This window comes from Bacillus sp. EB106-06-01-XG163 (genome assembly GCF_058791615.1).
Genome location: NZ_JBYTDS010000007.1, coordinates 56,297 through 69,576 on the forward strand (window position 1 = coordinate 56,297; position 13,280 = coordinate 69,576).

At 38.4% G+C, this 13,280-nt stretch carries 14 protein-coding genes and 1 pseudogene; 5 read left to right on the forward strand and 10 right to left on the reverse strand.

Going from position 1 to position 13,280, the window contains the following annotated elements; translation table 11 throughout:
* Positions 1-28 precede the first annotated feature (28 nt).
* Together AC3WTF_RS10270 and AC3WTF_RS10275 are read right to left on the reverse strand one after the other, a co-directional pair.
* Positions 29-1,066 (reverse strand): flavin-containing monooxygenase, encoded by a 1,038-nt coding sequence (locus AC3WTF_RS10270; protein WP_007409553.1) that lies wholly within the window; start codon positions 1,064-1,066, stop codon positions 29-31.
* A gap of 63 nt (positions 1,067-1,129) precedes the next feature.
* Complete coding sequence (locus AC3WTF_RS10275) at positions 1,130-2,071, reverse strand: cation diffusion facilitator family transporter (protein WP_007409554.1); 942 nt, start codon at positions 2,069-2,071, stop codon at positions 1,130-1,132.
* Positions 2,072-2,263: 192 nt separating this feature from the next.
* On the opposite strand from AC3WTF_RS10275, the pseudogene AC3WTF_RS10280 reads away from it, so the two are divergent.
* Positions 2,264-2,686: pseudogene (locus tag AC3WTF_RS10280) on the forward strand (VOC family protein).
* 115 nt (positions 2,687-2,801) lie between these two features.
* On the opposite strand, the gene AC3WTF_RS10285 reads toward AC3WTF_RS10280, so the two are convergent.
* From AC3WTF_RS10285 to AC3WTF_RS10305, 5 genes are all read right to left on the reverse strand, one after another.
* Entirely contained in the window at positions 2,802-4,148 is a 1,347-nt protein-coding gene (locus AC3WTF_RS10285; protein ID WP_032866845.1) for an FAD-binding oxidoreductase, read from the reverse strand.
* 401 nt (positions 4,149-4,549) lie between these two features.
* Positions 4,550-4,870 carry a hypothetical protein gene (locus tag AC3WTF_RS10290; RefSeq protein WP_032866846.1) on the reverse strand — a complete coding sequence of 107 codons (321 nt, stop codon included), beginning with the start codon at positions 4,868-4,870 and terminating at the stop codon, positions 4,550-4,552.
* A gap of 301 nt (positions 4,871-5,171) precedes the next feature.
* Positions 5,172-5,357 carry a hypothetical protein gene (locus AC3WTF_RS10295; RefSeq protein WP_007409558.1) on the reverse strand — a complete coding sequence of 62 codons (186 nt, stop codon included), beginning with the start codon at positions 5,355-5,357 and terminating at the stop codon, positions 5,172-5,174.
* A 162-nt stretch (positions 5,358-5,519) separates the two neighbouring features.
* Positions 5,520-5,885 (reverse strand): cupin domain-containing protein, encoded by a 366-nt coding sequence (locus AC3WTF_RS10300; protein ID WP_020955387.1) that lies wholly within the window; start codon positions 5,883-5,885, stop codon positions 5,520-5,522.
* A gap of 35 nt (positions 5,886-5,920) precedes the next feature.
* Entirely contained in the window at positions 5,921-6,397 is a 477-nt protein-coding gene (locus AC3WTF_RS10305) for a DinB family protein (RefSeq protein WP_020955386.1), read from the reverse strand.
* Positions 6,398-6,611: 214 nt separating this feature from the next.
* Between AC3WTF_RS10305 and cotR the strand changes: the two genes are divergently transcribed.
* Positions 6,612-7,577 (forward strand): sporulation hydrolase CotR, encoded by a 966-nt coding sequence (gene cotR, locus AC3WTF_RS10310; RefSeq protein WP_047935346.1) that lies wholly within the window; start codon positions 6,612-6,614, stop codon positions 7,575-7,577.
* A 94-nt stretch (positions 7,578-7,671) separates the two neighbouring features.
* On the opposite strand, the gene AC3WTF_RS10315 is transcribed toward cotR, so the two are convergent.
* Both AC3WTF_RS10315 and AC3WTF_RS10320 read right to left on the reverse strand, forming a co-directional pair.
* Positions 7,672-8,964, reverse strand: a complete 1,293-nt coding sequence (locus AC3WTF_RS10315) for an MFS transporter (protein ID WP_047935344.1) — start codon at positions 8,962-8,964, stop codon at positions 7,672-7,674.
* 16 nt (positions 8,965-8,980) lie between these two features.
* Complete coding sequence (locus tag AC3WTF_RS10320; RefSeq protein WP_020955383.1) at positions 8,981-9,886, reverse strand: bifunctional helix-turn-helix transcriptional regulator/GNAT family N-acetyltransferase; 906 nt, start codon at positions 9,884-9,886, stop codon at positions 8,981-8,983.
* A 352-nt stretch (positions 9,887-10,238) separates the two neighbouring features.
* Here AC3WTF_RS10320 and AC3WTF_RS10325 point away from each other — a divergent pair, with 352 nt between their 5' ends.
* Entirely contained in the window at positions 10,239-10,556 is a 318-nt protein-coding gene (locus tag AC3WTF_RS10325; RefSeq protein ID WP_043021443.1) for a PadR family transcriptional regulator, read from the forward strand.
* On the forward strand, positions 10,543-11,112 hold the full coding sequence (locus AC3WTF_RS10330) for a DUF2812 domain-containing protein (protein WP_007409565.1): 570 nt from the start codon (positions 10,543-10,545) through the stop codon (positions 11,110-11,112). Before AC3WTF_RS10325 ends, AC3WTF_RS10330 begins: the two co-directional genes overlap by 14 nt.
* A 108-nt stretch (positions 11,113-11,220) precedes the next feature.
* Here AC3WTF_RS10330 and AC3WTF_RS10335 read toward each other — a convergent pair whose 3' ends face one another.
* A complete protein-coding gene (locus AC3WTF_RS10335; RefSeq protein WP_047935342.1) occupies positions 11,221-11,901 on the reverse strand; it encodes an aspartate/glutamate racemase family protein in 681 nt (226 codons plus the stop codon).
* A 572-nt stretch (positions 11,902-12,473) separates the two neighbouring features.
* Here AC3WTF_RS10335 and AC3WTF_RS10340 point away from each other — a divergent pair.
* Positions 12,474-12,935: a CarD family transcriptional regulator gene (locus AC3WTF_RS10340; RefSeq protein ID WP_032866853.1), complete on the forward strand. Its 462-nt coding sequence runs from the start codon at positions 12,474-12,476 to the stop codon at positions 12,933-12,935.
* The last annotated feature ends 345 nt before the right edge of the window (positions 12,936-13,280 follow it).

Sequence of the window (13,280 nt, forward strand, 5' to 3'; positions counted from 1 at the left end):
AAACACGTAAGTTACTGCTCTCCTCTGTCTATCCGCCGTTCATTTGTTTTACAATGTATTCAGCATCATTTCCTACACCTTGAAGCAGCGCTGAACCTCGCCTATGCTGCCAAGGCAAACCAATAAAATACAATCCTTCCACAGCTGATACACCCCGGTGATGTATAATTCGGCCTTCCTTATCCAAAACACCTTCTATTTTCATCCAACAAAGCGGATTCTTAAAACCAGTTGCCCAAATGATATTGTTTACTTCTAATGAAGATGAATCTTTAAAAATCATTTCATTTTGCTTTCCGGCTATGACTCTTTGTTTTAAGATGATCTTCTTCTGTCTTATTGCATGTTTTAATTCATACCCAAATATGGGGTCGCCTTTCTTCTGAATGAACTTGCCTAATATTGATGTATGACTTGCATGTAAAACTCCTAATTTATCAAACCACCAAAAGATGCTTCTTTTTCCAATCCATAAAGGGAAATAAACCGGTTTATTACTGCAAGCCAAATATGTAACTCTTTCTTTGGATAATTCAACAGCTATCTGAGCCCCGCTATTCCCGCCGCCGACTACCAGTACATTCCCAGGCGCCAGTTGTTTTGAATGTTTATATTGTGAAGAATGTAATTGATGAATATGATCGGCTACATCCCTTGATATTGATGGAATATTAGGGGTATGAAAAGGACCTGCGGCCATCACAAGATTCTTCGTTTGATATTCTTCCCGGTTTGTTTTTATTAAGAAATAGTTCTTTAATTTTTGGACACTTATTACTTCTGTCCGTAATTGGATCGGGATTTCAAATCTTTCAACATATTTTTTCAGATAAGCAGCAATTTCATTTTTTGAAGGGAGTCCATGCTTGTCTCCTTCAAGCTGCATTCCAGGCAAAGAGCTGTACATTCGAGAAGTAAATAAAACCAATGAGTCATACCGGTTGTTCCAGCTTTCTCCCACTTCATGACTTTTATCCAAAATGATAAACTTTTGTTTCGACTTCTTTAGATAATATCCTACTGAGATTCCTGCCTGACCGGCTCCGATTACTATCGTGTCGTACATATGAATCCCCCCTCCGGTTTTATCTTAATTGTCAGCAGACAAAGTGAGTCCCTATTTCCTTCTTTAATGATGATGATGGTCACGCGGATTCTCAGTTTGGGCCTGACAAAGAATCGTATTGTCGTGATTATGCGCTGCTGTTTCCATTTGAATGGTTACATGTGTAATGCCTTTATCTCCAAGTTCATGTTCAATTTTGCGTAAAATACTTTCACTTTCAGAAATGGTCAGTTGATCGTTAACAACTGCGTGGCAGGAAAGAGCATTCAATCCGCTTGTGATAGACCATATGTGCAAATCATGAATGCTTTGAATTCCTTCTGTCTCTTCAATTGTATGAATGATGTCAGTGACATCGATATTTCCCGGAGTTCCTTCCATTAATACGTGAATGGAGTCTTTCGTCACATGGTAACCGCTTCTCAGAACAAGAATAGCCACAATGACACTGGCCACTGGATCTGCCCAGCTCCACCCGAAAAAGATGATAAGGATCGCAGCCAGTATGGCACCTACAGATCCGAGCATGTCACTTATCACATGTAAGTAAGCCCCTCTTATGTTCAGGTTATTCTTTGTATCTCCGCCGTTCAGCATAATCCAAGCGACCAATATATTTACAGCTAACCCGATGATACTAATCGTCAGCATGCCGGTTGTTGCTACCTCCGGCGGATGAGAGAAACGTTTGATTGCTTCATAAATGATGTAAAGGGAAATCAATATTAATGCAACACCGTTTATCACAGCTGCGAGAATCTCAAATCGTTTGTAGCCGAATGTCTTATGATGACTTGCCTTTTTTTCGGCCAATTTAAAAGCAATCAGAGCAACCATTAATGAGATCGAGTCACTCAGCATATGGCCTGCATCTGACAAAAGCGCTAAACTATTGGTTAAAAATCCGCCTATCGCTTCTATTATCATATAACCTGTAATCATGATAAAAGAGATCAATAAAACCTTCTTATTGGATCCGCCAGCGTGATTGTGATTGTGACCCATAAAAATCTCCTCCTTATCTCATACACTGCATTTATTATTTCTTTTCTGTTATGAAGCATTCTAACATGGACAAAAAAATAACCTTATATGATTATGTGCTCATATATGAATATATAGGTTCTTTACTGAAATGTCAAAATCTTTTCAATGAAAATGTCCAATACTTTATATTGCTCTTGATCAATGATTGCTATGAAGCCGCGGATTACAGTAATTACTTTAGGCGCAGACAATTTAGAAAAATCGCTTCACTTCTATCGAGATGGCTTGGGTCTGCCTACAGAGGGAATAGTCGGTACAGAATTTGAACATGGCGCAGTTGCCTTTTTTGACTTACAAACAGGACTGAAACTTGCCATTTGGAACCGCAAAGACATCGCACATGAAACAAACGTTACGTTAACTGCGCCAAGCCCTGCAGAATTTACATGAGGACATAATGTTGGCAGTAAAGCTGAAGCCGATAAAGTCATGGAACAGGCAAAACAGGCAGGAGCAACGATAACTGATCCCGCTCATGATACTTTTTGGGGCGGATACTCCGGTCACTTCCAAGACCCCGATGGACACTTATGGGAAATCGTTTGGAATCCGCACTGGGATATAAGTGAATAACCACATTTCAGAAATGAAAACATCAATAAAAACACACCTAAATGTTCTGGTGTGCTCCAATAATGATGTTTAGAATGCAAACGCAGCATTTTATTTGTTTCCCAAAACGATCAAACTATTTATACGATGGCGGGATGCTTTGCGGAAAACGGAATACATTTTCGGGATCGTATTTCGCCTTTATTCTTTGAAGCCTTGCAAAGTTTGAGCCATAATATGCTTTTCCGAAGTTCTCGATATTTTGATCCGGAACATTCACATATGAACCTGTTACATATGGTTTCATCAGCTGACGCACTCTTTCAACTGATGCAAGATTCGAAGCTTCTTGTGATTTATTTTTCCAACTGGCCGTCCATTCCGTATAAAACAACGGACGGCGCCAATAGAAGGCTGTTTCACTGCTTGGTACTCTGCTTATCGCGCCGCCCCAATTGATAAAAAAGAAATTGGTTTCTGTCCCAGTCGCTTTTTCTAAAAATTGTCTCATTACTGCAATAGGTTCTTCCGGCCAAAGATTGAGCGCCCACGCCGAGGAGAATTTAACACTCTGATCAGATCTGCCGGGAATCGGTTCGTCAGGATCTAAGAAATCTATACAATCCGGGTAGTATAGTGTTTTGATTACTGTTTGTGCCGGCGTTCCGGCATTTAATAAAGGTTTTAATAATTGAACCAGCTCTGGTTTTGAACCGAGGAACAATCCTTCCACATGGCACAAGCCATTTACTTTGCTGTAAATCTCAAGGTAGCATCCTAATCGTTCGTCTGTAAACGGCGCCCATTTTTGCCACGCTTTAAATACCGTTTCTAACTGTTCCCACGGCCAAATGATATTAAAGACGGTTGCGGTTTTAGGGGCACGGTGAACTTTGAATGTATATTGGGTGTTATATCCGAAATTGCCTCCCCCGCCGCCTCTGGAAGCCCACAGTAAATCTTCATTGCGGGATTGATTTGCTTGAATAATCCTGCCTTTGGCATCTACCATTTTCAGTGCGAGAAGGTTATCGCTTATCAGGCCGATCGATCGGGAAAGCACTCCAAATCCGCCTCCCATTGTGATTCCTCCGATTCCGACGGTTGGACTGTCTCCGAACGGGGCCATAAAACCTTCCCGAGCTAAACCTTTTACAAGCGGGCCGACGTGAATGCCGGTTTGAACGGTTGCTACCGCGTTTTTTTCATCTAAGAAAACTTTATTCATGTCACTCACATCAATAACAATTCCATCACTTACCGTGGAAAGATTTTTATCCAGAGCATGGCGGCCGCTTCTGACACGCATAGGCACATTCTTCTCACGAGCCCATTTAATAGCATTACTTATATCGTATGAATTTTGTGCAAAAACAAAGACAAGCGGACAGACATCAACATAAGGGTTCCAATTCTTAACCGCCTGTGTATAGCCGGGGTCCCCTTTGAAGATGACGCGTCCTGTTAACTGTGCTGATCCCATCTATTTCACTCCCAATAAGCATTTGATTCCGATACCAGTATATGTAGGAATTGGACAAATTCTTAGACAGATGTTCTGCAAACTTAAAAATAGATACATATACGCGAAGATGATATAAAAACAAAAAAAAGACAAGAGCGGCAAGCTGCCGAAACTCTTGTCTCTCCTGCCTTTTTTATCATGATAGGCACTTACATTTATTGGCGTGATATCCCGACCAAACTATGGAAGTCCATAGAAAATCATGTTTGCCCTGCCATGCGTGGTTCTGCTGAGACACCGGCTGAGCAATCTTTCTGCTTGATCCCCCGACAAAGAATCTTATTCTTTATCGTTTTTGCACCCCTGTACGGTTAAAATCAATACACATTGAATCTTATCTTTTACATGATTAAAAGATCTTATTTTTTCTTCTTGTGCTTACGTTTGCAATCATGTTTTTTCTCTTTCTTATGACGTTTTTTACATTTTGCTTTGGCTGCTAATTTTGCCGCTTCTACCTTTGCTTCTGCTGCTGCTTTTGCTGCTTCTGCTGCTCTGGCTCTTGCTTCTTCCGCTCTTGCTATTGCCTCTTCCGCTCTGGCTCTCGCTTCTGCTTCTCTTGCTGCTTCCGCTCTTGCTGCGTCGTCCGCCATATCAAAATCATGGCCAAGGTCACAGGCTTCGTTGTATGGCTTTTTCTTCTGAACGTACTGTTGATCTTCACCTTCGTTATAATACATTACGCCACTCCTTCTCTCATCTTTTAATCTTTACATACTATGTAAAGAAATAACTGCAGCTTGGACTGGTATTTTGATGAACCGGCACATTTTAGGATAATTTTCATTTATCGATACAACAGATTCTGGATGCTTGATGAAACTTAAATGTTTATGATAAGCAGCGTAAAAAGGGAGACTACGAAAAAACCAAGGGTTAAACCCTTGGTTTTTTTGTGAAAATGATAAAAAGGATGCTGCACGCTGCAGCATCCTTCTGTACCAACTTTTTGTTGAACGATTGGAAAGTGTTTTTTGACTTTTAGTTTGCTTGCTGTGTTTGTTTTACTGGTTCTTTGCTAAAAAGTCCGACAATGTTCCACAAAATAATTGCAGCAGCTATGATTAAACGAGTCGTACTGACTTCTTGGTTAGTAAACAATTTATAGCCATATATTGACCCCAATGCTGCTATACAAAAAATATTGAACCATTTACTCCAACGCAATTAGAAAACTCCTTATAAAATGATTACATTTCCAAACAATGTATTATAATATTAACAAAATTTTTCAATATTTTACCTTAAATCATTCTTAATTGGTTTTCCTGATCATTTTCTCTAATCGTCTTCGATCTTTCGGATTTTTGATCATTTTTTTGTTACAGGCTAGACCCAGACATCATTTTCAGCTGTTTGATCAGTTATTTCCTGCCCGGTATTCACAACACCTTTAGGTTCTACAAGCAAAATGTTACACTCTGATTCTGCATAAGGTTTATGTTCAACATTTTTCGGAATGACAAACATTTCACCTTCATTTAATGTTACTTCTCCATCACGAAATTCAATGATTAAATTACCCTCAATGACAATGAAGACTTCATCTGTTTCGTCATGCTTATGCCAAACAAAATCCCCTTGTACCTTAACAAGTTTAAATTGATAGTCATTCATTTCAGCGATTACTTTTGGAGACCATTGATCTTGGAACGCAGCTAATTTCTCTTGAAAATTAATCGGTTTATATTCCATTCTTTCCGCTTTCCTTGTAAAACTCTATCATTTAACTAGTCCCAAATTAAAGGCCTGTCCACTTCAGCAGTTCTGAGATAGTCTAAAAGCTGACCGGTATGTACGGACTCATGGTAAGCGATTCTTAATAACATGTCTCCTAGTTCGCGAATATATCCAACATCAGACCTGTCAATCTTTATATTTGTTAAATCTGTTTCGTTTAACGATTTGATGAATGTCAAAAACTCGGCCCGATACGGTTTTGCAAATTCTAATTCTTCGCTTACAGTGGTAAACATTTTTGATTCATAAGGATTAATAGTTTCCTCTGAAAACTCACTCATATTTTTCATTAAAATTTGATGATAAAGAAATTCTGCTTCTAATACATGTCTTATCATTTCCTTACACGACATGGCTTCGGAATCCGGGCGCCAGTCCATTTTTTCCTCAGGTATAGCTGCCCATAACTTGATGCTTCGCCGTCTTACCTCTTCAAAATGTAAAATAATAAGGTCAATTGTATTCAAGTGTTTTCCCCCTTTTATTTTTATAACCTATTCTCCTTCTTTCCAGGAATACCTTCATGAGCTGCCTCTTAAACTTAAAAATATTTTCTTTCCCACCCCGTTAGATTGATAAATTGAGCAATTTTTATGGTATGAGATATTCATTCATCCATACAATAGACTCTGGTTGAACATATACTGAATGATAGTTTTCATCAGAAAGGAGAAATCAGCTTTGGCAAAGTATCGGATCATGACCTTTGACGGGGGCGGTACCTTAGGTGCTTTAAGTTTACAACTATTGAACAGACTGGCTGAAGAAAATCCAGCATTAATAAGCCGAACCCATGTATTTGCGGGAAATTCAATCGGTTCATTTACTGCCCTTGCATTAGCAAGCGGAAGATCTCCGAAGGAAACACTTCAGTATTTTGAGGATGAAATCCTGCCCGCATTCAGCACTTCCCGGCCGGGCGGACCTGTTTTCAATCAACAATTACCATATTCCGATTTTATTAAAGCGGTACGAAACTTTTTCCCGCCAGGCCTTCGCCTTAAAGATGTAAGAAAACGAATTGTTGTCCCTTCATTCAAATTATACTCCCCAGCACTGGATCGTTGGACGCCCGTATTATTTCACAACTTTCCCGGCTCTCCCTATTTAAATGAGAAAGTGAGTGATGTCATACTGCGGAGCAGCGGTGCTCCCGCGACGCAGCGCGCCTATCAAAACTACGTGGACGGATATGTAGTGGCAACGAACCCCAGTACGGCCAGTATCGCGTTTGCGGTTGGTAAAGCCAACGTGCCATTGGATCAAATTGCGGCGCTATCCATCGGTACAGGTGAAGCCCCGACTCGGTTAAGAAGAGATACGAGGGGATGGGGAATGGTGAGTGCGGATAACATACGTCCCGAAAACCTGAAGAACCTTCCTCCAAATTGGGGAGTCCTTTTGGACAGGTCGCCTAATGAACCATTACTGCCATTTCTTCAGATGATCTCCGGCGGAAATGGCTACTATGAATCCATGGTCAGCGCGAATCTGCTGGGAGATCGCTTTTTCCGGTTAGATCCGCGGATTCCGAACTTCTCCAAAACAGACCCTTCCGTGGTTCCCGCTGTCATTGAAATTGCGAACAAAACCAACTTACAACCTGCGAATACATTTATAGAGAGAAACTGGAACGACAGCCATTAACTAAGTTAGAAGTTTATAATAATTCAATGAACAAAAAATACCAAGGGACTCAAAACCCTTGGTATTATTAATGCGGCCGAGAGGGTTTGGACCTTCACGGGGTATTCACACGCTTGGATACTGTTTCATTTGAAGCTGAATCGGTCTTCGGTTTTTGTTCTTTTTTTATTTTCACCGTTTCAGGCAGTAAGAAAGTAAATATTGCCGCTCCCAACAAAATAATAATTGAGAAATAAAAAGAAAGATCATAGTTACCCATTTCACTATAGAGAAAACCTGGTACATAAGCTCCCAGCGCTGATCCTATCTGATGACTCAGGAATAACCAGCCTAAAATAAAACCAACTGAATATTGTTTAAAATATTGCGTGGCTAACATTTGAGTAGGAGCTACAGTTGCAAAATCAACTAGTCCAAACAGGGTGGCAAAAATAAGCAATATGACCGGATGATGACTATATAACAGGATACAAATTGATAATGCGCGTATGACATATAAAAGAATAAGCATCTTTTTACTGCTCCAACGGTCTGCCGCAATTCCTGAGATGATTATCCCCAATATATTAAATCCCGCCAATACACTAACTGCGGCACTGGTTACACTTGTTGAAAATCCATGGTCATGAGAAAAAGGGATAAGGTGGGTATCCATCAGCCCTGTAGTTGTAAAACCGCATATAGCAAAAGGTAATATTAAAAACCAGAATTGTTTCTTGCAAAACACTGCCCAAACAGAAAAGCGGGCCGTATGCTGTTCACTTTCAGCTTCTGCTTTCATAAAACCACCCATAGGAGATAACCCCATCTCGCCGGGATGATTCCGTAAAAATAACAGTATGACAGGAAAAACAATAACCATTAAAAGCAGACCCAAAATCACTACAGTTAATTTCCAGTTAAACCATTGAATCAAAATGAGAGAGCCGGGAACAAGAAGCATCTGACCAGCGCCAAACCCTGCCTCCATAATCCCAAAAGCAAGTCCGCGTTTTTCATTAAACCAATTTGTAACAACAACTGTTGCGGCTACATTAGATGCCCCTCCAACACCGACGGAGATAACAATTCCGTAAAGGATAAATAATTGCCATGGATGATTCACAAAAGAAGTCAATACAAAGCTGACCCCGACTACGAAAGTGCTGACTGACAAAATCATTCGGGGACCTAATTTATCAACCAGCCTCCCTATTATGGGCTGAGATATGCCATATATGATAAAACTCAGAGTGGAAATAAGTGAGATTGTTCCTCTATTCATAGAAAAATCTTTTTCCCATGGTTCAACAAAAGCTCCAAATGAAAGACGCGCGCCTTGAACCGCTAAAAAGGTGAAAAAAGTGACAAACACAATGATCCATGCATAGTGATATTTTATTCGCATCCTATCCCCCCTCACTTTATAATTCCAAATCCCAACGCTCTTCTATTAAATTTGATCCCCATAAAGGTTTTTCTTCATGAATTTCTGTAATTTCGAATCCGTTTTTTTTATACAATGGCCGGGCTGTTGACATGTCTCTTACCGTCCAAAGAAATATACGCTCGTATCCATTTTCTTTACAATATTGAACAAGTGCCTTAATCAGACGGCTGCCGACACCTTTTCTTTGAAAAGACGGATCGACTAAGAACCACCTTAACTGTCCTGTTTTTTCATCGTCATTCACTAAGCCGATACAACCCGCAAATTGATTTCCGCTTTCTGCCACCCATATTTTTTTAATATCAGCTTTAAACGTATCGTGAAGATAGGATAAAAATGTATCATCCCAGCCATGGGATTCGGCATAAAATAATCGCTGTTTCTCAATTATGTTTTTGACATCCTCTGAAGTATAATAGTCTCTTATTAAAATCGGAGATTCTTTATCATAAAAAGAATGCTGCAAAATATTTTGAATGGTTTCCATTGAATGTACAAGTTTTTCTTGTTCCTCTTTGTCTATGCATTCAAGGATATATTCAACTTGCTGATTCGCTTTTTTCTCCAGACTTTTATAAATACTTTCCCCTGATGCGGTTACGTAAAGGAAATGATTGCGTCCGTCTTCTCTGCATTTTTGCTTGTATATGAAGCCTTCTTCTTCGAATTTTCTGACTATTCTGCTCACATATCCTCTGTCCAAGTCTAACCTTTCTTGAATGATTTTTGCTGTACAATCGGGCGTATTATAAATTTCGTATAAAATCCTGGTTTCCGTTAAAGAGAATGGACTGTCATAAATATGTTCATTTAGAAAACCCAAAATATCAGTATAAAATCTATTAAATTGTCTGAATGCCAAAACACGTTTTGTTTCCAAATTGATGAACCTCCTCCAAAAGATTGACTTAAGCAACTTTTTTCCATCGTAATCGAAACAGTTGCTTAAGTCAACTATTAATTTTCATCCCCTTTCAATTTGATGATTTTCTTACCGTAAAAAACACATTGAAAATAAACGACACTGCTACATCGGAAAACAGCTGCGTACCGCGATAAATTCTTTTTGGCGTCAATATGGACATACAAAAAGCCGCTTCCATTACGTAAGAAAAGCGACTTTTTAGATTTGATTTTCAAGTTCCTTTGACAAATTTTGAAAAGACCATTGACTATTCAGTTGAACTGTATTAAGTTTAACTATATAGTCAGACTGAATAGAGGATGAGGATATGAAACATAAATTATTACCGCTGTCTGAAACCATGCATTATATTTTATTAGCTCTGCGGGAGCCGCTTCATGGCTATGCTGCCATGCAGAAGATCGAAAAGATGAGTAACGGAACTGTTATTTTAGCAGCCGGCACATTATACGGCGCGATTGAAAACTTGAATAAGCATGGCTGGATTGAACCTGTTGGAGAATCGGGCCGGAGAAAAGTTTATATGATAACTGCGGAAGGAAGCGCCATTTTGAAAATGGAACAAAACAGATTACTTCATATTTTATCCCTGTACGAAGGAAGTGAATCGAATGAAGAAATGTAAGATGTTTTTTGATATTGAAAAAGAGGAGCAATGGCTGAACGAGCACCTACAAAAAGGCTATCACTGTACAAATATCAGCGGATTAGGAATATACACTTTCGAAAAAACCGACAAAAAATATGTAATGCGACTGGATTATCAAGATTATTTATCAAAGAAAAAGTTCAAAGACTACAAAGAGATCTATGAAGACTTCGGCTGGAGTTATATAAACAGCCCATGGCTTAGCGGAACTCGATATTGGCAAAAAGAAGATGATGATCAAAATGAAATCTTCTCGGATCGCCAATCAAAGAGTAATTATTATAAAAGACTAATGAGTTTTTCATCTTGTTTTGGTTTACTGTGCTTGTTTTATTCTTATTTGATTTACAAGGATTCAGGTTTGTATTTAACTGAAGGTCTGTGGAGTATGGAAAGCGCAATGTTTTGGAAAGCATTTTTATTTGAAACTCCATTTGCCCTTTTGAGGTCGCTTCCCGCCCTTATGGCTGTTCTATTTGGCTGCAGTTTCTATAAAGCGTATCGAAAGTATTCAATGTTAAAAGAACAATAACGCGGGGAAGTTACATTCAAAGAAGTAACTCGAGGATCATGTATTTGCCGAAGCCGGGCGCTTTAACGGAAAAAAAAGCGCCCTGAATTTGCTGATAAATCAGACGGCTTATTTTGTTAATAATACATACTTATTTACAATGGCTTGAGCGAGACAAGCTGATGAATCAACAAAGGTAAGTCCGCTTCTTTTTTGATCCGTGACCGTATTTAAATCCGTACATGCAATGATAACCGTATCAGCCTTTTCTGCTAAGTCACGGTGTAATTCATCATATAATGTACGAGCCTCATTGATTTGACCTTGTTTAATCTTTTCTATTATGTGATCGACATAGATTTGCCAACTATCTTGATGTAAAAAATCATAACCTTCTCTGTTTAACGCTTCTTGAAATATTCCAGATTGAACCGTAGGAACAGTGGCTAAAAGAGCTGCTTTTTTGGAGCCTTTAGGTATTTTTTTTATGGTTTCATCAATCATGTTTAGTAAAGGGACTGAAATCGATTTTTTTATTTGGTTAAAATAGATATGTGCGGTATTACATGGGATTGCAATAAAATCAACACCCGTTTTTTCAAGCTTTACAGCCCCCTCAATAATTGCCTTTTCCATGTCCGTATGATTGAGAGGTTTATTCATATAGAAAGGAGTCGGACAAGAATAAATCATCATATGAGGGAAATCCATGTCATGTATTGCTCCATATATTTTTTGGCACTCGTCTACTACCTTATCTACAAATGGCCCAGTAGATTTTGGCCCCATTCCTGCCAGTATTCCAATCATAATTGTCCTCCTCTGTAAAAATGTGTACGAATACGACCACGATAAGTTATTCTTGTGTTACGCATCTGAATCTGCTCTCATTTCTTTTTGGCTGTCTTCTCTTATTTTATCATTTCATTAATCGAATTATCATATCTAATTCCGCCGCACGCAGAAGAATGGCAGATACATTAAGGTTATGAAAGCTTGTTTTCATTACACTCTCTATCCTCCACTTTCATCATTTCTATATGTTTTCATGAATTATGGTTAAAAATCGGTGATTAAATTGTGCCCATATAGATTAGTAAAGTGTCATTGATGTCAAGGCATGAACTCCTAAAGGAGATTTAATAACTCATTTTCAACGAAAAACTGATCTCTGTTAATTAGTCGAGATTCCAAGATATACACGGACCAATTGAATTGATCTTTCCTTTTTTGGGAATCCCACAGGTTCCCTCTTGTTTTGATGTTGTTTTTTAAAAAAAGTTATTGACACCAATAAATGACCATGTTATCATTAAAAATTTGATATCTCACTCCATATATGATAACCTTAAGTTAAGTTCCCATATATGGAGGTGGATTATATGTTTCAAATTGGCGATAACATTGTTTATCCAATGCACGGAGCAGGTACAATTGAAGCCATAGAAGAAAAACAATTCTTAGAGGAAAAACAACAGTATTATGTCATAAGAATGTCAATCAGTAATATGACAGTTATGATTCCAACGCGTAAAATATTGAGTTCAAATATACGGCCAGTTACTGATATACGTGCATTAAAACACATTATACACATTTTTCAGCATGGAGAATCAGATAAGTTACTGCCGTGGAAGCAAAGGTATGTAGTAAACACGAACAAAATAAAAACGGGTGAAATACAAGAAGGCGTTGAAGTTGTACGTGATTTAATGCGAATGAAGAAAGAAAAAGCACTTAATTCAAGCGAAAAAAAAATGTTGGATAATGCATATGAATTTTTGATTAGTGAACTGGAAGTCATTAAAGGAATCACTGAAAAACAAATAAAAAGTTTCTGCTAAGGTTAATTTTAAATAATGTTTTGCATTCCAAAAAGCACCCGCGAGTTTTCGGAATATTACGATTAAAATATTTCAAAGACGCTTAACTTCTTCAACTTACTTTTAGAACATTAACCTCTTTTATTATTCCTACAATCTAATCTGTTTTTATTATTAAAAATTTCTTCAACGAACATTTGATGTTTTATCAAAAAACTCGATGAAATAGTCACTTGATTTTTGTAATCCTGATTCACACTGGCACGGACAAGGAGCCGTAAGGATGGAAGAGAGGCAGGGCTTTCATTGTTTTAGGTCTAAGTGATTATTTCCAGAAGAAAAAACAACCACTCCCCTCTTTATCTT

Bases quoted from the DNA above. Each gene is read 5' to 3' on its own strand.
- AC3WTF_RS10270 (WP_007409553.1), bottom strand. From the start codon at position 1,066: ATGTACGACACGATAGTAATCGGAGCCGGTCAGGCAGGAATCTCAGTA.
- AC3WTF_RS10275 (WP_007409554.1), bottom strand. From the start codon at position 2,071: ATGGGTCACAATCACAATCACGCTGGCGGATCCAATAAGAAGGTTTTA.
- AC3WTF_RS10285 (WP_032866845.1), bottom strand. From the start codon at position 4,148: ATGGGATCAGCACAGTTAACAGGACGCGTCATCTTCAAAGGGGACCCC.
- AC3WTF_RS10290 (WP_032866846.1), bottom strand. From the start codon at position 4,870: ATGTATTATAACGAAGGTGAAGATCAACAGTACGTTCAGAAGAAAAAG.
- AC3WTF_RS10300 (WP_020955387.1), bottom strand. From the start codon at position 5,885: ATGGAATATAAACCGATTAATTTTCAAGAGAAATTAGCTGCGTTCCAA.
- AC3WTF_RS10315 (WP_047935344.1), bottom strand. From the start codon at position 8,964: ATGCGAATAAAATATCACTATGCATGGATCATTGTGTTTGTCACTTTT.
- AC3WTF_RS10325 (WP_043021443.1), top strand. From the start codon at position 10,239: ATGAAACATAAATTATTACCGCTGTCTGAAACCATGCATTATATTTTA.
- AC3WTF_RS10330 (WP_007409565.1), top strand. From the start codon at position 10,543: ATGAAGAAATGTAAGATGTTTTTTGATATTGAAAAAGAGGAGCAATGG.
- AC3WTF_RS10335 (WP_047935342.1), bottom strand. From the start codon at position 11,901: ATGATTGGAATACTGGCAGGAATGGGGCCAAAATCTACTGGGCCATTT.
- AC3WTF_RS10340 (WP_032866853.1), top strand. From the start codon at position 12,474: ATGTTTCAAATTGGCGATAACATTGTTTATCCAATGCACGGAGCAGGT.